Raw genomic sequence first — 16,413 nt, 5'->3', positions numbered from 1 at the left:
AAAGGCCGCACCGAAGAAGGCAGCTCCTGTCGCCAAGCCATCGGCACCTATCGCACCTGTAGCAAAAACCGTGTTGGCTCCGGCTGCAGCCTGGCCATTCCCAACCAGCACCCGCCCATCGTAATTCCAACGATACGGGTGCCTGGATGAGGCAACACGCCGCTGTGTGACTCAATCACACAGCGGTTTTTTTTTGGAGAATTAGTCGTGCTGATCGTTATCCTTACATTGATCGTTGATACCATCGCCACCTTGCTGGGCGGCGTGTTGCTGCTGCGCTTCTGGATGCAGGCGGTGCGCGTGCGGCCGCCTTCGTCGGTGGCGCAATTCACGTTTCAATTGTCCGACTGGCTGGTGCGCCCCCTGCGCCGCGTGGTGCCGGGCGTGGGCGGGTATGACTGGGCCAGCCTGATCGGCGCCTTCCTGATCGTGCTGCTGGCCAGCTCGGTGCTGTTTATTTCCGGCTACCCTGTCGAAGTGGTGCTGCTCAAGTCGCTGCAACGCTTCCTGCAATGGATACTCTACGGTTTCATGGCCTTGCTGATCATCGAAGCCATCTTCAGCTGGGTCAACCCGCATGCGCCGCTGGCGCCGTTTGTACGGGCCTTGAACGAGCCCCTGCTGCGTCCGATACGCAAGGTGGTGCCGCTGGTCGGCAGCCTGGATCTGTCGCTGCTGGTGGCTTTGATCCTGCTGCAGATCGCGCAGGTGCTGGTGGGGATGATTATTGTGGTGAGGTAATACGAGAAGGTCGGCCTGGCGCTTGGGCGCAAGCCGACCGGACTACATACTAATAGCGGTAACCGAACGCCGCTTCGAACTGGTCGGCGATGCTCTCCGGCGTAAACACATGGTTTTGCGCGCCCTGGGTGGCGATCTTGATGGCGCCCAGCAGGCTGGCCAGACGGCCGCTGGTTTCCCAGCCCAGGTCGTTGGTGATACCGAACAGCAAGCCGGCACGGTAGGCGTCGCCGCAGCCGGTCGGGTCCAGCACTTCTTTGGCGGTCACGACAGGAATGTCGATGCGCTTGCCGTCCGTATAGATTTCCGACCCTTTTTCGCCACGCGTGACGATCAGCGCTTCCAGGCGGCTGGCGATGTCCGGCAGGGTCAATCCCGTGCGTTCCATCAACATTTCCATCTCATAATCGTTGGCCGATACATACGTGGCTTTGTTGATGAAATCGATCAACTGTTCGCCATTGAAGCGTGGCAACTGCTGGCCCGGGTCGAACATGAAGGGGATGCCCAGCCCGGCCAGGTCGGCGGCGTGCTTGAGCATGCCCTGGTCGCCGTCCGGCGAAATGATGGCCACCTTGGCCGGGCCCGCATTGGCGATCGGGTTTTCATGCGCAAACGACATGGCGCCCGGGTGGAAGGCATTGATCTGGTTATTGTCCGCATCGGCCGTGACGAAGCACTGCGCGTTGTAGCTGTCGGCCTTGATGAGGATGTTGGCGGTGGAAATGCCCAGCTTTTGCAGGCGTTCCAGGTAGGCGGCGCTATCTTGCCCCATGACGCCGACGATGCGCGGGTCGCCGCCCAGCATTTTCAGGCTGTAGGCGATGTTGCCCGAGCAGCCGCCGAACTCCGTGCGCATGGTTGGCACGAGGAAGGACACGTTTACTTTGTGCAACTGGTCGGCCAGCAGGGATTCGCCGAAGCGGCCGGGGAATTGCATGATGGTGTCGGTGGCAAGCGAGCCGCAGATCAGCGATGTTTTGGTCATGATAGTGTCTGTTAAGGATAAAAGATGGCGATATGGTAGCCAGACGCCGTGAGCTGGTCTAATGCGAAATACAGTTTGATGGTTTGTTCCGAGCGCGGTGCAAACCCCGTGCTCACGTCGATCGTGGCCGGCAGGTAGTCGCGCGGCGCGATCACGCGGCGCAAGACCGGCTTGTCATTGGCGTCGTTGAGTATCAGTTCGATGCTGGGCCAGGCTTGCACGCTGCGGCTCTGGTTGCGCAGCAGCGAGACGTAGGAGAAAGTCTGGTCCTTCAAGGTCTGCAACTCGCCTTGCTCGATAGCCAGCGCCTCGATCTGCGCCGGCAAGTCGACCTGGCAGCCACTGAGCTTGCACAGCGCGACCAGGGTCGGCTTCCACTGCGGAAATTGCGCCGCCAGCGGATTGCGGAAGGTGGTCATCACTTGCAGGAATAGTAAAAGCAGCAGTACAACCGAGCCGATGGCCATGGCCACGCGCAAGGCCTTGCCGCTCTGTTCGCGGCGCCGGCCCAAGGTCACAAAGGCCGGCTCGTCGTCGGCCGGCGGCAGGATGGGTTCTTCCTGCTCTTCGGCGGCATCCGGCGCGACGGGGGCGGCGGGCAATGGCGTGAAGGAATGGTCGGCCAGCGTGGGTTCCCGGCGCGCGGGCTTGTCCAGACTGACTTTTTCAGCGGCAGGCAATGCCGGAGCGGCCGGGGCTGTCACCGTTTCCAGGTTCGGTTCGCGGCGGCTATCGCGCAAATACGTGGCGAAGGCGGGCGCGTCATCGATCTGGCGGCGCTTGAAGGGCGCCATCGGCTGGGGCAACGGTGGTTCGGGCAGCTCTGCCGGTGTTGCAGCAGATTCAGGCAGGTCGAGCGGTGCGGCGGCAGGCGTGTCGGCCAGCGCCTCGTCAGGCAGTGCCACGTCGAGGTCCAGCTCGATGTACTCGCCATCGTCTTCGTTCTCCTTGAGCTGCGCCGTTTCCGGCAGGATGCCGAACGGGTCGAACGAGGTGTCGAAGTCGAGGGAATAAATGGGTTCGTCGTCCGTGGCGGACGGCAGGCTGTTGTCGGCCGGATAACTGGTTGGCAGGGGAGCGGCAGTGCCGGGAGCGGACGTTAAAAACGGCGATGCCGCGGCTGGATCGATCAGCGCGGCATTGCCGTCAAACACTTCCCTGCACGTGCCACAGCGCACGATGCCCCCACGTAACTTCAATTGGTCAGCAGCGACCCGAAATATCGTGTTGCAATGGGGGCATTTGGTGGCGAGGGCCATTGCTGTGCTTATGCACCTTCCGCGCGGGGCGCAGGTGCTTGCGTGCTGCCCAGGCGGCCATGCAGAGCCACCCAGCCATCTTGCTCGGCCCACACACCCAGCTGGATGAATGGTGCGTAGGCAGCGGCCACTTCTTCCGCCTGGCGTGCCAGCACGCCGGACAGGATCAGCGCGCCGCCATCGGCGACACGGCCCGACAGCATCGGCGCCATCAGCTTCAATGGGCTCGACAGGATGTTGGCGACGACGATGTCAAACTTGGCCGTGGCGTGTGCCGAAGTGGCAAACGTGTCTGGCAAGAAATATTCGATCTCGCACTGGTTGCGTTCGGCATTGTCGCGCGCCGATTCGATCGCTTGCGGGTCGATGTCGACGCCGGCCACCGTTTCCGCACCGAGTTTCTTGGCCACCATGGCCAGGATGCCGGAACCGCAACCGTAGTCGAGCACAGTCTTGCCAGGAGCCGGATTGGCTTCCAGCCATTCCATGCACAAACGCGTGGTCGGGTGGCTGCCCGTGCCGAAGGCCAGGCCCGGATCCAGTTCCAGGATCAGGCCGTCAGGGTCCGGTGCCTCGTGCCAGCTGGGCACGACCCAGATATTCTTGCCGATGTGAATCGGGGCGAATTGCGACTGGGTCAGGCGCACCCAGTCCTGCTCTTCGACGGGGCGCATGGCAAAGGCGGGAACTTCCGCCATGCCGACGGCCTGGGCCGCAGCGGCCACGATGGCAGCCTGGTCGGCGTCGACGTCCGTCAGCGCCACCACGCGGCTGCGTTCCCACGCCGCTTCCTTCGGTTCCATGCCCGGCTCGCCAAACAGCGGCTGCTCGGCATCCGTGCCTTCATCGGCGTCTTCCACCGAGACCGACAGGGCGCCCGCTTCCATCAACGCGTCGGACATGGCCTCGGCGTTGTCACGGGCGATCTCGATGACGATTTCCGTCCAGCTCATGCGCCCGCCTTGATTTCGGACTTCTTGGCGATGCTGGGGCTGCCGCCATTCAGGTTCTTGCCCAGGTCCGGCATGTCGGCCAGTTTCTGTTCCAGATAGTGAATGTTGGTGCCGCCTTCGATAAAGCGCGCGTCGATCATCAGTTCGCGGTGCAGGGCGATGTTCGTGTTGATGCCTTCGACCACCATTTCGGACAGGGCGATCTGCATGCGGCGGATCGCCTGCTCGCGCGTGGCGCCGTAAGCGATCACTTTGCCGATCATCGAGTCGTAGTGCGGCGGCACGTAGTAGCCGGCGTAGGCGTGCGAGTCGACGCGGATGCCAGGACCGCCCGGTGCATGCCACGACACGATCTTGCCTGGCGATGGCGTGAACTTGAAGGGATCTTCGGCGTTGATGCGGCACTCGATGGCGTGGCCCGACAGCAGGACGTCGCGCTGGCGGAAACGCAGTTTTTCGCCGGCCGCGATGCGGATCTGTTCTTGCACGATGTCGATGCCGGTGATCATCTCGGTAACCGGATGTTCCACTTGCACGCGGGTATTCATTTCAATGAAATAGAACTCGCCGTTTTCGTACAGGAATTCAAACGTGCCGGCGCCGCGGTAGCCGATCTTGCGGCAAGCTTCGGCGCAACGGTCACCGATTTTCTCGATCAGTTTGCGCGGGATGCCCGGCGCTGGTGCTTCTTCGATCACTTTCTGGTGGCGGCGCTGCATGGAGCAGTCGCGCTCGCCCAGCCAGACGGCGTTCTTGTGTTCGTCGGCGAGGATCTGGATTTCCACGTGGCGCGGATTTTCCAGATACTTCTCCATATACACTTCAGGGTTGCCGAAGGCCGTGCCGGCTTCCGTCTTGGTCATCGCCACGGCGTTGATCAGGGCCGCTTCCGTGTGCACCACGCGCATGCCGCGTCCGCCACCGCCACCGGCGGCCTTGATGATGACCGGGTAGCCGATCTTGCGGGCAATTTGCACGATCGCTTTCGGATCGTCCGGCAACGCGCCTTCCGAGCCGGGTACGCACGGTACGCCAGCCTTGATCATGGTTTGCTTGGCCGACACTTTGTCGCCCATCAAACGGATCGATTCGGAGCGGGGGCCGATGAAGACGAAGCCCGATTTCTCGACGCGTTCGGCAAAGTCGGCATTTTCCGACAGGAAGCCATAGCCTGGGTGAATCGCTTGCGCATCCGTCACTTCAGCAGCGCTGATGATGGCGGGCATGTTCAGGTAGCTCAGGGACGACTGTGCCGGGCCGATACAAACGGATTCGTCGGCCAGCTTGACGTATTTCGCGTCCTTGTCGGCTTCGGAGTGGACTACAACCGTTTTAATGCCCATTTCGCGGCAGGCGCGCTGAATACGGAGGGCAATTTCACCACGGTTGGCAATCAGGATTTTTTCAAACATGGTAGGTTCGCGTATGTCTGTGAGAGCCGGCGAGCCGGCGAAACAACAAGTGTGAGGGGCTAAAACTGCAAACGGCCGTTGCCGGCCGTGTGGACTGGGTTTTAGCCGATCACAAACAAGGGTTGACCGAATTCGACCGGTTGGCCGTTTTCGACCAGGATCTGGGTCACGACACCGGCTTTATCGGAGTCGATTTCATTCAGGAGCTTCATCGCTTCGATAATGCACAGGGTATCACCTTCCTTGACGGTCGAGCCCACTTCAACATAGGCGGCGCTGCCAGGAGCGGAGGAACGGTAGAAGGTACCGACCATCGGCGACTTGACCACATAGCCCGTTGGCTCGGCGGCGACCACGACGGCAGCAGCCGCTGGTGCTGCGGCTGGCGCGGCTGGCTGGTATTGGGCTTGCATGCCTTGCGGCTGCATCATGACCATCTGGTTTTGCGGCATGGCCGACGATTTGACGATGCGAACCTTGCTTTCGCCTTCGGTAACTTCCAGCTCTGCGATATCCGATTCGGCGACCAGGTCGATCAAGGTCTTGAGTTTTCGTAGATCCATGTAAAACCCCTAGGAATGTAGTTTGTTTTATGAGTGATGCGGTGATGTCCAAGAACCTATCGCCGCGCTAAATGCGTGCAGATCGCGTAGATTAACGTTTTTTAAGCGCAAAGTCGATGGCAAACCGATATCCATCGATACCCAGGCCGCAGATCGTCCCCTGCGCGATCGCGCTGAGAAATGAGTGATGTCGAAACGTTTCGCGTTGATAAATATTCGAGATATGGACTTCCACGAACGGGATGGCGACCCCGGCCAGCGCATCGCGCAAAGCAACGCTGGTATGGGTCAGGCCGCCCGGATTGATGACGATGGCATCGATCCCTTCCGCTCGCGCGGCATGGATGCGGTCGATCAGCGCGCCTTCATGGTTGCTTTGAAAGCAAACCAGGTCGGCACCGGCCGCCATGGCTTGCGCCATTGCTGCCTGCTCGATATCGGCCAAGGTGCTGGCGCCGTAGACCTCAGGCTCGCGCGTTCCCAGCAAATTCAGGTTGGGACCGTTGAGCAGAAGGAGGTTTTTTGCCATGTATGGAAGACCGTTTTAGCGAAAGTTCCGCATTTTGCCGCCAAAGATACGCATTGGCAAGAGAAAAAAGCACGCTCCGAATTTACAATTTATCCAGATCGGCGCGCAACTGATCAAATTTCAAGCGGCCCAGATAGGTCTTTTTGACTTCGCCATCGGCGCCGATCAGCACCGTAAAGGGCAAACCGCCCGTGGCATTGCCAAAATGACGCGACAGGTCGGTGCCGCTCATGCCGGACACATACACGGGATAGGCGATCTTGACCTTGCTGGCAAAAGTGGCAATATTACTGGCCGAATCGATGCCGATACCGATCACCTGCAGATTTTTCGCCCCGTAGTGGCCTTGCACTTCGGATAACTCCGGCATTTCTTCCACGCACGGCGGGCACCACGGTGCCCAGAAATTGACCAGCAAATTCTTGCCTTTCCATTGCGACAAGGCTTGCGTGGCGCCTGCCGCGTCCGGCAGGGACAGCGCATACAGCTCGTTGACGGGACCCGTCGCGCCTGGCGCGATGGCGGTCGTCAGCGGTCCCGCTTCTTTCTCCGCTTCTTTCGCTTTTTCCTTGCTCAAACCGACGTAAGCGCCCATGCCGCCAAACATCAACGCCACGATGGCACAGGCGATCCAATTCTTTTTTGTCATAACTTTATCTATATCAATGTTAGTCGGCAGCCGGCACGCCATCGGCGAGGCTGGCGGCCAGCAGGCTGCGCAGCCCGGCGATATCGGTGCGCAGCACCTTGCCGTCCGCCTTGGCTTTCAGCGCGCCGCGCATATCGTCGAGCTCATACAGGGCCGCGTGCACGCCTTCGTTTTTCCACAAGAAACTGGCTGTCTCGACCGCATCATAACGCGCTCCCTTGAAATGCGGGCTTTCCGACATGTCGAGCACGACATTTTTATTGAGCAGGAAGATGTGGATTTCCTTGGCGCTCTCGGCAAACAGCTGCAAATAGATCTCGTCGTGGGGGCCGGCCGTGCCATTGAGTACGGGGCCACTGAGCAGGGGATGAAATTGTTGCAACGCCTCCATCACCTGCAGCGCGATCGTGCGCAGCTGGAACAATCGCGCCGGCTGGCTGTCGGCCAGGAACAGGGCATTGTATTGCCGCACCTGTTCTTCGATCATGTCGTTGTCAGGCAGTATATTGGGCAGGTTCGGCGCGTCACCGAGGACTTGCCGCGCCGCCTTGCGCTTGGCGCTGCCATAGTCGGCGCCATCCTGCGCCACGAGGCGCGCGGCAGCGGCAGCGATTTCCAGGCGCAACTGCGCGCTATCGTCAAATGCATCGTTTGTCATGAGCGAGATGATACTCCGAAGCGGAAAAAGTCATGGCGTCAGGTAAAATCCTGCACTTGCTGTTTTTTATCTCACCGTCTTACTTACTTAAGCGTGCACCTTTCGCACTGATCACATGCATATTCATATTCTCGGCATTTGCGGTACCTTCATGGGCGGCCTGGCTGTCCTGGCCAAGGAAGCCGGCCATAAAGTCACTGGTTGCGATGCCAACGTGTATCCGCCGATGAGCACCCAGCTGGAATCGCAGGGAATCGAACTGATCCAGGGCTTTGATCCGGAACAAACCAAGTTGAACCCGGATTTGTATGTGATTGGCAATGTGGTTTCGCGCGGCAACCCGCTGGTGGAAGAAATCCTCAACCGCAGCCTGCCGTATGTGTCCGGCCCGCAGTGGATCGGTGAACACATCTTGCGCAACAAGTGGGTGCTGGCCGTGGCGGGGACGCATGGCAAGACGACAACCTCGGCCATGCTGGCCTGGATACTCGAAGACGCGGGCTACGCGCCGGGCTTCCTGATCGGCGGGGTGCCGATGAACTTTGGCATTTCCGCCCGCCTCAGCGGCAAAATCGACGGCAAGAGCGCCGACTCGGACTTCTTCGTCATCGAAGCCGATGAATACGATACGGCCTTCTTCGACAAGCGCAGCAAGTTCGTGCATTACCATGCGAAGACGGCCGTCATGAATAACCTGGAATATGATCACGCCGACATCTTCCCCGATCTGCACGCGATCGAGACGCAATTCCATCACCTGGTGCGCACCGTGCCCGGCATTGGCCGCCTCGTGTTCAACGGCGACGAAGCGTCGCTGCAGCGCGTGCTGGCGCGCGGTTGCTGGAGTGAAAAGGAAAGTTTTGGTCAAGATGCCAACTGGCAACTGCAAGAGCAGGCCGATGGCAGCTTCGACGTGTATTTCAATGGCCAGCAGGAAGGCCATGTGGCGTGGGCGCTCACGGGCAAGCACAACCGCAGCAATGCGCTGGCGGCCATCGCCGCCGCGCGCCACGTGGGCGTGCCGATTGCCCAGGCCTGCGCTTCGCTGGCCAGCTTCGAGAGCGTCAAGCGGCGCATGGAAGTGCGCGGCGTGGTCAACGGCATTACCGTGTACGACGATTTCGCGCACCACCCGACGGCCATTGCCACCACCGTGGGCGGGCTGCGCCAGAAGATAGGCAGCAGCGGCCGCATCCTGGCCGTGCTGGAACCGCGTTCGAACACCATGAAGCTGGGCGCCATGAAAGATGCGCTGCCGGGCAGCCTGAAGGATGCCGACCTGGTCTTCGGTTTCGGCAGCCATGCCGCGCTGGGCTGGAGCCTGGGCGACGCGCTGGCGCCGCTGGGCAAGATTGCCAGCGCCTACGAAGACATCGATACCTTGGTGGCCGCCGTGGCCGCCAGCGCCCGTCCCGGCGACCAGATCGTGGTCATGAGCAACGGCGGCTTTGGCGGCGTGCACCAGAAGTTGCTGGAGGCGCTGGGCCGATGATTCTGTACCTGCATGGATTTCGCTCGTCGCCCCTGTCGATGAAGTCGCGCCTGCTGGCCGCGCAGATGCAGGCGCTGGGCCGCGAGGCCGAATGGCTGTGCCCGCAATTGCCGGCCTCGCCCAAGCTGGCCATCGAACTGGCCCTGTCGCTGGTCAAGGATGTGACGCCGGCCGAGCTGACGATCATCGGCTCCTCGCTGGGCGGCTATTACGCCACCTGGCTGGCGGAGCAGCTCGGTTGCCGCGCCGTGCTGCTGAACCCTGCCATCGTACCCCTGATCGACCTGGAACAGCATGTGGGCGTGACGACCGAGTTCCATTCAGACAAGCCATTCGAGTTCAAGCGCGAATACATCGACGAGCTGCGAACCTTTGCCGTAGAGAAAATTACCGAGCCGCAACGCTATTTCCTGATTGCCGCCACGGGCGATGAAGTGCTCGACTACCGCGACATGGTGGCGCATTATCAGGGGGCGCAGCAGTGCGTCATCGATGGCAGCGACCATGGCATCAGCGAATTTGCCGCATACGTGGCGCCCGTGCTGGCATTTTGCGGCATCGATGCGGACGCGGCCAAGTGAGGCCGGGGTCGCTGCGGCAGGCGCAATGGCATGCGCACGTGAACGCCGTCAATGCGCCGCTGGCCTTGCGCCACTGGCTCACGGGCGGTGGGTCGCTGACGGCCAAGCTGAAAGCGCATAGCCAGGCGTTTCGCGTGCAATGTTTGCATCAGAAAACATCGCGCTGTTTGACGGACGAGGCCGCCATCATCGGTTTGCACCGCGCGGGCCGGGTATGGGAACGCGAAGTGCTGTTGCGTTGTGATAACAAACCGGCCGTGTTTGGCCATACCGTCGTGCCCATGCAGGCGACGGCCACGGACTGGCCCTTGTTTTCCGCGCTGGGCGAGCGCTCGCTGGGCACGACCTTGTTTGGCGACCGCATGGTGCGGCGCGGCGAACTGGAATTTGCCCGCTTGCGCGCCGGCCACCCGCTGGTGCAGCGGGCGCAGGCGGCGCTGGCATTGGAAGGGCAGCGCGCCGGCGAGCAGGCGCTGTTTTTTGCCCGCCGCTGCCTGTACCAGCGTCACCAGGGATTGCTGCTGGTAACAGAAGTATTTTTGCCGGCGGTGCTGGAGTTGAATCCCTTCACTCGCACCGTTGCAACCGACACATTAATAAACAAAGCATAACAATGAATCTATTTTTTGAAGAATCCGGCGATTTCAAGGTCGGCACGGTCCTGTCGCAGGCGGGTGAAGCGTACCAGGTCGAAATGGCCAGCGGCAAGCGTACCAAGGTCAAGGTCAAGGATGTGCTGCTGCAGTATGAAAAGCCGTCCCCGGCCGAGTTGCTGGAGCAAGCCAAGACAGTTGCTGCCGAGATTGACCTCGATTTCCTGTGGGAAGTGGCGGGTGAAGACGAGTTCGGCTTTGCCGAGCTGGGCGCCGAGTATTTCGGCCACGCACCGTTGCCGCCGGAAGCGGCCGGCCTGATCCTGGCCCTGCATTCGGCGCCCGTGTATTTCTACAAGAAAGGCCGTGGCCGCTACAAGGCGGCGCCGGAAGCGTCGCTGAAGGCGGCATTGGCCGGTATCGAAAAGAAAAAGCAGCAGGCGCTGGTGCAAGCCGCCTATGTGGAAGAGCTGAAACAGAACCGCTTGCCTGCCTCGATGCAGCCCATGGTGCTGCAACTGCTGTTCAAGCCGGACAAGAACACCATCGAATACAAGGCGCTGGAAGCGGCGTGCACGGAATTGCACACGACGCCGCCGCGTTTGATGCTGGCTGTCGGCGGTATTGCTTCGCCGAAAGATTTGCACTTGTCGAAATTCCTCTTCGAAAATTTCCCGAAAGGCGCCGGCTTCCCGAGCGTGCCCGTGCCGTCCGTGACGGCCAAGCTGCCGCTGGCCGACGTGGCCGGCTTCTCGATCGACGACGTGACCACGACCGAGATCGACGATGCCTTCTCCGTGCAGCCGCTGCCCGATGGCACCGTGAAAGTGGGTATACACATCGCCGCGCCGGGCCTGGGCATCCGCCCGGAAGACGTGATCGACAAGATGGCGCGCCAGCGCATGTCGACCGTCTACATGCCCGGCGACAAGATCACCATGCTGCCGGACGAAATCGTCAACGCGTTTACCCTGGCGGAAGGCACGACGTGCCCGGCCCTGTCGCTGTACGCCACGCTGGACCCGAAAGCGGACTGGGCCGTGGTCAGCACGCAGACGCGGGCCGAGCTGGTGCCGATTGCCAGCAACTTGCGCCATAACCAGCTGGATGACCTGGTCAACGAGGAAACCTTGGCCAGCGGCGAAGGCGAGTACCCGCACAAGGCCGATTTTGCCGTGCTGTGGCAATGGGCGCAGCAGCTGGAACAGGGCCGCATGAAGAAACGCGAAGCGTTCGGCCTGAAGCCGGAACAGAATAACCGCGTCGATTTCAATTTCTATGTGGAAAACGACATCGTCACCGTGGCGCGCCGCAAGCGTGGCGCGCCGCTCGACAAGATCGTCGCGGAACTGATGATTTTTGCCAACAGTACCTGGGGCAAGATGCTGCACGACCATGGCGTGCCCGGCATCTATCGCAGCCAGGGCGGTGGCAGTGGCAATAGCTGGGCGGCAAAGATGCAGGTGCGCATGGTCACCCATGCGGCGCCGCACCAGGGCCTGGGCGTCGATCAATACGCGTGGAGCACCTCGCCGTTGCGCCGCTATACGGACCTGGTGAACCAGTGGCAAATCATCGCCTGCGCCGAGCATGGCGTGACGGCGCCGCTGGTGGCCCCGTTCAAGCCGCGCGATGCGAATCTGTTCGCCATCGTTTCGGCGTTCGACGCCGCGTATGCCGCGTATGGCGATTTCCAGTCGAACATGGAACGCTATTGGTGCTTGCGCTGGTTGCACCAGGAAAACGCGCGCCAGGTCGATGCCGTCGTGCTGAAAGACGAGATCCTGCGCCTGGTCGACATTCCGCTGGTCATCAAGCTGCCGGGCATGCCATCGGTGGCGCGCGGCGCCCAGGTAAAACTGGACTTGCTGCGCTGGGATGAGGTCGACCTGAGCATCGAAGCGCGCCTGCTGGAAATCGCCGCCGTACCGGATGCGGCGGCCGATGCCGAACTGGATTACGAAGAAGAATCGGGCGACGTGGCGCCGGAAGCATCGCCGGAAGCGGCGAACCAGGTCAGCGACGCCGATGCGGAAGTGGCGGAACTGGCCAGCGAAGACGTGGTCAGCGAACCCGAGGTCAAGTAAGGCCGTCGTCAGGCCATCAAGGCGGTGCTGAAAACTGTTGCCGGCACCGCCCTTTGACGTAGAATTCAGCCATCTTGTTATGGTGTGTTTGTTGCGAATTGGGTTGCGCGTGAAGTCTTTCCGAGAGAATCGTTTCCTGATGATTGCCGTGGCGGTATCGCTGCTGGCGCACGGCGCCTTGCTGGCGATGCATTTTGTCGCCCCGGCCCCGCAGCGGGCCGTGGCGACCGATCCCGGCCTGGAAGTGATCCTGGTCAACGCCAAGCATGCGAACAAGCCGCTGAAGGCCGATGCCCTGGCGCAAGCCAATCTCGACGGTGGCGGACAAGCCGACAAGGGCCGCGCCAAGTCGCCCTTGCCCGACATGCGCCAGGTGGAAGAGGGCGACAGCGTCAAGGCCAGCGCCCGGCGCATTGCCGAACTCGAGCAGAAGCAGCAGGAGCTGCTGACGCAGGCGGCCAGGCCGACGCCTTACAGCGCCGCGCCCGTCACGGAAAAAGACAAGCCCAATCCGCTCGCATCCGGTTCGGACTTGATGGAAAGCAGCAAGGCCATCGCGCGCATGGCGGCCGAGATCAGCCAGACCGTGGAAGACCAGAACAAGCGTCCGCGCAAGACTTTCATTACGCCCAGCACGCAGGAAGTCGGCTACGCCATGTATTACAAGACCCTGCAAAAGCGCATCGAGGAAATCGGCACCCTGAATTTCCCGCAAAAGAATGGCCGCAAGATGTATGGCGAACTGGTTGTCTACATCCCTATCTTCCAGGATGGCACGATTTACCAGAAGGAAGGCGGCGCCCGCGTGGAGAAAAGCTCGGGCAACCCCGCGCTCGATGCGGCGGCTCTGGCCATCGTGCGTCGCGCGGCACCGTATGGGCGTTTCCCACCGAACATGTTGTCAAGTGATAAGGATGACCTGTGGGTCGTCATTACCCGCTTCAAATTTACGCGCGAAGAAAAAATGGAAGCTAACCTGACTGGCGGCAGCAATTGAACAAGCAAGAAATGAATCCCGATCAATATTGTGTCTTCGGCAATCCCATCGCCCACAGCAAGTCCCCCTTGATCCACGCCGCGTTTGCCCTGCAGACGGGCGAGCCCATCGTCTACGATCGTCGCCTGGCGCCGCTCGATGGCTTTGCCCTGGCGGCCCGTACGTTTGCCGCCGAGGGCGGCAAGGGCGCGAATGTGACGGTGCCCTTCAAACTGGACGCGTGCGCGCTGGCCACCGTCCTGACGCCGCGCGCGCAAGCGGCCGGCGCCGTCAATACCCTGCGTTTCGATGGCGATACCATTCTTGGCGACAATACCGATGGCGCGGGCCTGGTGGCGGACATCATGCGCAACGCGGGCGTGAGTGTCTCCGGCAAGCGCGTCCTGCTGCTGGGCGCGGGCGGCGCGGCGCGCGGCGTCGTGCTGCCCTTGCTGGAACAGGGGCCGCAGGAAATCTTCATTGCCAACCGCACCGTGGCTACGGCCGAGGCGCTGGTGGCGCAGTTTGCCGATGCGCTGGATCAACCCGGTCAGTTGCGCGCCGGCGGCTACACGCAGCCCGATGGCGTCTTTGATATCGTCATCAATGCCACCTCGGCCAGCCTGGCGGGCGACTTGCCGCCCGTGCCGCCGGGAATCTTCGGCGATCACACGCTGGCGCTGGACATGATGTATGGCGCCCAGCCCACCGTCTTCATGGACTTTGCTGCGCAGCATGGCGCGCAGGTGCGCGACGGCCTGGGCATGCTGGTGGAGCAGGCGGCCGAAGCGTTTTACGTGTGGCGCGGCGTGCGGCCGCGGACGCAGGATTTGCTGGCGCAATTGCGCAGTGCCCTGTGAGCGCCGGCAAGAAGGGCCAGCGCCGCAGCGGCAGCCGCTACGGCTGGATCAAGTGGCTGTTCATCGTTCCCGTGCTGGCGTTTATCGTCGTGCAGCTGTATTTCTTCCTGCAAATCTGGTGGTGGGTCGAGCATAACCCGTCCAGTACGGCTTTCATGCGCGAACAGCTGTCTGTCTTGCAGGACAAGAATCCCAACGCCACGATCAAGCAGACGTGGGTACCGTACAACCGCATCTCGAACAACTTGAAACGGGCCATCATCGCTTCGGAAGACGCGAATTTTTCCGAGCACGAAGGCGTGGACTGGGAAGCCTTGCAAAAGGCATATGAAAAAAACAGCAAGAAGCAGAAGGTCGTGGCGGGCGGTTCCACCATCACGCAGCAGCTGGCGAAGAATCTGTTCCTGTCCGGCTCGCGCAGCTATGTGCGCAAGGGCCAGGAACTGATCATCACGTATATGCTGGAAAGCCTGATGGAAAAGCAGCGCATTTTCGAGATTTATTTGAACGTGGTGGAGTTTGGCACGGGCATCTTTGGCGCCGAGGCGGCCGGGCGCCACTATTACCGGGTCAGCGCGGCGGGCCTGAGCGCCGGGCAGGCGGCAAAACTGGCCGTGATGCTGCCGAACCCCCGCTTTTATGACCGTCACCGCGATACGGGCTACCTGAACCGGCGTACGGGCGTGATCCTGCGCCGCATGGGAGCGGCGGAACTGCCTTGATGGCAGCCGGCTTTCTTTGTATAAAGTTAAAGCTGCCTGATTGGCACTATTGCAGCGCAGCATCTTAATCGGCACCGGTTGGTGCAACGCCGCACTTTTTCGGTGAAAAAGCGGTGCCGGGGGTGGTCGTGAAAAGGCCTTTGCGGGTACACTTGCGCTGTTTTCATTTTTGGCGCCAGCGCCAGCACATCACGATAACCCAACATCCGGCTGAGAGCGCGCATGATCAATGTCTTTGTATTACAGAATGGCCGGCTCAACCAGGTGCCGATCGACAGCCGCGCAGACCTCGAAAATGCCGAACCGGTGTGGGTCGACCTGACCGACCCTACCGATGATGAACGGGCCTGGGTCAAGGCCATCTACAACGTTACCCTGCCGGGCGAAGACGAAGTCAAGGATATTGAAGCGTCGGCCCGCTATTACGAAGCGGAAAACGGCGACTTGCACCTGCGCACAGATTTCCTGCGCGAAGAGGACGATGGTCCCTCGCGCGTCATCACGGTCGCCTTCATCCTGGCCCGCAAGATCCTGTTTTCCATGCATACGGACGACTTGCCCGTGTTCCGCCTGGTGCGCATGCGCGCCCGTTCGCGGCCCGGCTCGATTGCCGACTACATGGACGTGCTGCTCGACCTGTACGCCACCGATGCCGAATATTCGGCCGACGTGCTCGAAGGCATCTACCAGAACCTGGAAGAAGTCAGCACGCGCGTGCTGCAAAAGGAATTTACCGATGCGCACGCGGCCGAAGCGCTGAATGCGATTGCCCACGAGGAAGATTTGAATGGCCGTATCCGCCGCAACATGATGGATACGCGCCGCGCCGTGAGTTTCCTGATGCGCGGCCGCTTGCTCAATTCCGAGCAGTTCGAGGAAGCGCGGCAGATTTTGCGCGACATCGAATCGCTGGACGGCCATACCTCGTTCCTGTTTGACAAGATCAACTTCCTGATGGATGCCACCGTCGGTTTCATCAACATCAACCAGAACAAGATCATCAAGATCTTCTCGGTGGCCAGCGTGGCCTTCCTGCCGCCGACCCTGATCGCTAGCGTATACGGCATGAACTTCAAGCTGATGCCGGAACTGGAATGGTCGTTCGGCTATCCGTGGGCCTGGGGCTTGATGATCACCAGCGCCATCGCGCCGTTCCTGTACTTCCGCCACCGCGGCTGGCTGAAGTAAACCGCATCGCCGGGGCGCTTTCCGCGTCCCAGTTTCAAGACGAACGCAGCGAATTCAAAAATCAGCGATAATCACTGGTATTGCGTGGTATTGAATTGGTATTTACGCGTCGACGCCTGCCTGGCGCCCGATTCTTTCCCCCGTTGGCTGCCTTTTGCAGAA

17 protein-coding genes are annotated in these 16,413 nt (G+C 61.0%); 9 read left to right on the top strand and 8 right to left on the bottom strand.

From position 1 onward, the window contains the following. The first annotated feature begins 207 nt into the window (after nt 1-207). A complete protein-coding gene (locus tag CSQ92_RS17015; protein WP_034780256.1) occupies nt 208-741 on the top strand; it encodes a YggT family protein in 534 nt (177 codons plus the stop codon). Nucleotides 742-790: 49 nt separating this feature from the next. Here the strand turns inward: CSQ92_RS17015 and CSQ92_RS17010 are convergent, their stop codons facing one another. The 8 genes from CSQ92_RS17010 to CSQ92_RS16975 form a co-directional block, all read right to left on the bottom strand. After that, complete coding sequence (locus tag CSQ92_RS17010) at nt 791-1,729, bottom strand: carbohydrate kinase family protein (protein WP_070255959.1); 939 nt, start codon at nt 1,727-1,729, stop codon at nt 791-793. Nucleotides 1,730-1,740: 11 nt separating this feature from the next. Next, on the bottom strand, nt 1,741-2,988 hold the full coding sequence (locus tag CSQ92_RS17005; protein WP_099394858.1) for a DUF3426 domain-containing protein: 1,248 nt from the start codon (nt 2,986-2,988) through the stop codon (nt 1,741-1,743). Between the two features lie 8 nt (nt 2,989-2,996). Beyond that, nucleotides 2,997-3,941 (bottom strand): 50S ribosomal protein L11 methyltransferase, encoded by a 945-nt coding sequence (gene prmA, locus CSQ92_RS17000; RefSeq protein WP_070281556.1) that lies wholly within the window; start codon nt 3,939-3,941, stop codon nt 2,997-2,999. After that, nucleotides 3,938-5,353, bottom strand: coding sequence for an acetyl-CoA carboxylase biotin carboxylase subunit (accC, locus tag CSQ92_RS16995; protein WP_034746622.1), 1,416 nt, complete (start codon nt 5,351-5,353; stop codon nt 3,938-3,940). The genes prmA and accC overlap by 4 nt, the downstream gene beginning before the upstream one ends. A gap of 101 nt (nt 5,354-5,454) precedes the next feature. Continuing rightward, entirely contained in the window at nt 5,455-5,916 is a 462-nt protein-coding gene (gene accB / locus CSQ92_RS16990; RefSeq protein WP_034780252.1) for an acetyl-CoA carboxylase biotin carboxyl carrier protein, read from the bottom strand. A 91-nt stretch (nt 5,917-6,007) separates the two neighbouring features. Then, complete coding sequence (gene aroQ / locus CSQ92_RS16985) at nt 6,008-6,445, bottom strand: type II 3-dehydroquinate dehydratase (protein ID WP_034746628.1); 438 nt, start codon at nt 6,443-6,445, stop codon at nt 6,008-6,010. Nucleotides 6,446-6,527: 82 nt separating this feature from the next. Then, a complete protein-coding gene (locus CSQ92_RS16980; protein WP_034780251.1) occupies nt 6,528-7,094 on the bottom strand; it encodes a TlpA family protein disulfide reductase in 567 nt (188 codons plus the stop codon). Nucleotides 7,095-7,113: 19 nt separating this feature from the next. After that, nucleotides 7,114-7,752 (bottom strand): hypothetical protein, encoded by a 639-nt coding sequence (locus tag CSQ92_RS16975; protein ID WP_034780250.1) that lies wholly within the window; start codon nt 7,750-7,752, stop codon nt 7,114-7,116. 115 nt (nt 7,753-7,867) lie between these two features. On the opposite strand from CSQ92_RS16975, the gene mpl reads away from it, so the two are divergent. The 8 genes from mpl to corA all read left to right on the top strand — a co-directional run bounded on the left by mpl (nt 7,868) and on the right by corA (nt 16,251). Continuing rightward, nucleotides 7,868-9,244, top strand: coding sequence for a UDP-N-acetylmuramate:L-alanyl-gamma-D-glutamyl-meso-diaminopimelate ligase (mpl, locus tag CSQ92_RS16970; RefSeq protein ID WP_099394857.1), 1,377 nt, complete (start codon nt 7,868-7,870; stop codon nt 9,242-9,244). Further along, the gene (locus tag CSQ92_RS16965; RefSeq protein WP_099394856.1) at nt 9,241-9,825 is read left to right on the top strand and encodes a YqiA/YcfP family alpha/beta fold hydrolase; all 585 of its coding nucleotides are present in this window, start codon (nt 9,241-9,243) and stop codon (nt 9,823-9,825) included. Before mpl ends, CSQ92_RS16965 begins: the two co-directional genes overlap by 4 nt. After that, nucleotides 9,822-10,436 carry a chorismate--pyruvate lyase family protein gene (locus CSQ92_RS16960; RefSeq protein ID WP_099394855.1) on the top strand — a complete coding sequence of 205 codons (615 nt, stop codon included), beginning with the start codon at nt 9,822-9,824 and terminating at the stop codon, nt 10,434-10,436. The genes CSQ92_RS16965 and CSQ92_RS16960 overlap by 4 nt, the downstream gene beginning before the upstream one ends. A 2-nt stretch (nt 10,437-10,438) precedes the next feature. After that, entirely contained in the window at nt 10,439-12,505 is a 2,067-nt protein-coding gene (locus tag CSQ92_RS16955) for a ribonuclease catalytic domain-containing protein (RefSeq protein ID WP_099394854.1), read from the top strand. A 139-nt stretch (nt 12,506-12,644) separates the two neighbouring features. Continuing rightward, entirely contained in the window at nt 12,645-13,502 is an 858-nt protein-coding gene (locus CSQ92_RS16950; protein WP_034780245.1) for an energy transducer TonB family protein, read from the top strand. An 11-nt stretch (nt 13,503-13,513) separates the two neighbouring features. Further along, a complete protein-coding gene (aroE, locus tag CSQ92_RS16945; RefSeq protein ID WP_099395087.1) occupies nt 13,514-14,341 on the top strand; it encodes a shikimate dehydrogenase in 828 nt (275 codons plus the stop codon). Then, nucleotides 14,338-15,063 carry a monofunctional biosynthetic peptidoglycan transglycosylase gene (gene mtgA, locus CSQ92_RS16940; protein WP_070255932.1) on the top strand — a complete coding sequence of 242 codons (726 nt, stop codon included), beginning with the start codon at nt 14,338-14,340 and terminating at the stop codon, nt 15,061-15,063. Before aroE ends, mtgA begins: the two co-directional genes overlap by 4 nt. A 222-nt stretch (nt 15,064-15,285) precedes the next feature. After that, nucleotides 15,286-16,251 (top strand): magnesium/cobalt transporter CorA, encoded by a 966-nt coding sequence (gene corA, locus CSQ92_RS16935; RefSeq protein WP_034746658.1) that lies wholly within the window; start codon nt 15,286-15,288, stop codon nt 16,249-16,251. The last annotated feature ends 162 nt before the right edge of the window (nt 16,252-16,413 follow it).

It is taken from the genome of Janthinobacterium sp. BJB446, from assembly GCF_002735655.1.
In the GTDB taxonomy this organism is placed as follows: domain Bacteria; phylum Pseudomonadota; class Gammaproteobacteria; order Burkholderiales; family Burkholderiaceae_D; genus Janthinobacterium; species Janthinobacterium lividum.
This window is presented reverse-complemented; position numbering and strand designations above follow the sequence as displayed.

Coding starts and splice junctions, on each gene's coding strand:
- aroE (WP_099395087.1), top strand. CDS start 13,514: ATGAATCCCGATCAATATTGTGTCTTCGGCAATCCCATCGCCCACAGC.
- CSQ92_RS16965 (WP_099394856.1), top strand. CDS start 9,241: ATGATTCTGTACCTGCATGGATTTCGCTCGTCGCCCCTGTCGATGAAG.
- CSQ92_RS16980 (WP_034780251.1), bottom strand. CDS start 7,094: ATGACAAAAAAGAATTGGATCGCCTGTGCCATCGTGGCGTTGATGTTT.
- CSQ92_RS17010 (WP_070255959.1), bottom strand. CDS start 1,729: ATGACCAAAACATCGCTGATCTGCGGCTCGCTTGCCACCGACACCATC.
- corA (WP_034746658.1), top strand. CDS start 15,286: ATGATCAATGTCTTTGTATTACAGAATGGCCGGCTCAACCAGGTGCCG.
- CSQ92_RS16950 (WP_034780245.1), top strand. CDS start 12,645: ATGATTGCCGTGGCGGTATCGCTGCTGGCGCACGGCGCCTTGCTGGCG.
- prmA (WP_070281556.1), bottom strand. CDS start 3,941: ATGAGCTGGACGGAAATCGTCATCGAGATCGCCCGTGACAACGCCGAG.
- aroQ (WP_034746628.1), bottom strand. CDS start 6,445: ATGGCAAAAAACCTCCTTCTGCTCAACGGTCCCAACCTGAATTTGCTG.
- accC (WP_034746622.1), bottom strand. CDS start 5,353: ATGTTTGAAAAAATCCTGATTGCCAACCGTGGTGAAATTGCCCTCCGT.
- CSQ92_RS16955 (WP_099394854.1), top strand. CDS start 10,439: ATGAATCTATTTTTTGAAGAATCCGGCGATTTCAAGGTCGGCACGGTC.
- CSQ92_RS17005 (WP_099394858.1), bottom strand. CDS start 2,988: ATGGCCCTCGCCACCAAATGCCCCCATTGCAACACGATATTTCGGGTC.
- mpl (WP_099394857.1), top strand. CDS start 7,868: ATGCATATTCATATTCTCGGCATTTGCGGTACCTTCATGGGCGGCCTG.
- CSQ92_RS16975 (WP_034780250.1), bottom strand. CDS start 7,752: ATGACAAACGATGCATTTGACGATAGCGCGCAGTTGCGCCTGGAAATC.
- accB (WP_034780252.1), bottom strand. CDS start 5,916: ATGGATCTACGAAAACTCAAGACCTTGATCGACCTGGTCGCCGAATCG.